Source organism: Lyngbya sp. CCY1209 (assembly GCF_035615495.1).
Taxonomy (GTDB): domain Bacteria; phylum Cyanobacteriota; class Cyanobacteriia; order Cyanobacteriales; family Microcoleaceae; genus Limnospira.
The window spans coordinates 1-284 of record NZ_JAJENU010000465.1; the positions used below are offsets into that span (position 1 = coordinate 1).

The following is a 284-nucleotide window of genomic DNA, read 5'->3' on the forward strand; positions in this document are numbered from 1 at the left end:
ATGTCGAAGGTGTAGGTGATGTTGTCGGCGGTTTGCAGGTTGTCGGCGCTGCCGTTGTTGATGGTGATATCTGATACCTCGAACCCGCTGACGGCTTCGCCGAAGGTGGCTGTCACGGTGAAGGGGGCGTTGATTGTTGCCTCGGCGTCGGTGGTTAGGGTGACATCGGGGGCGGTGACATCGTAGGTGCGGGTCAACCCGGCCGCGGCGGTGTTATCGTTTCCGGCGATATCCGCTGCCACATTAGCCGCGATATCCACGGTCACTTCCCCATCGGCGTCGGG

General features: G+C 61.3%; 1 protein-coding gene. It reads right to left on the reverse strand.

The window, feature by feature from the left end:
• Positions 1-284, reverse strand: a 284-nt coding sequence (locus LKE08_RS14795) for an Ig-like domain-containing protein (RefSeq protein ID WP_324705008.1), incomplete at both ends; no start/stop codon positions are given.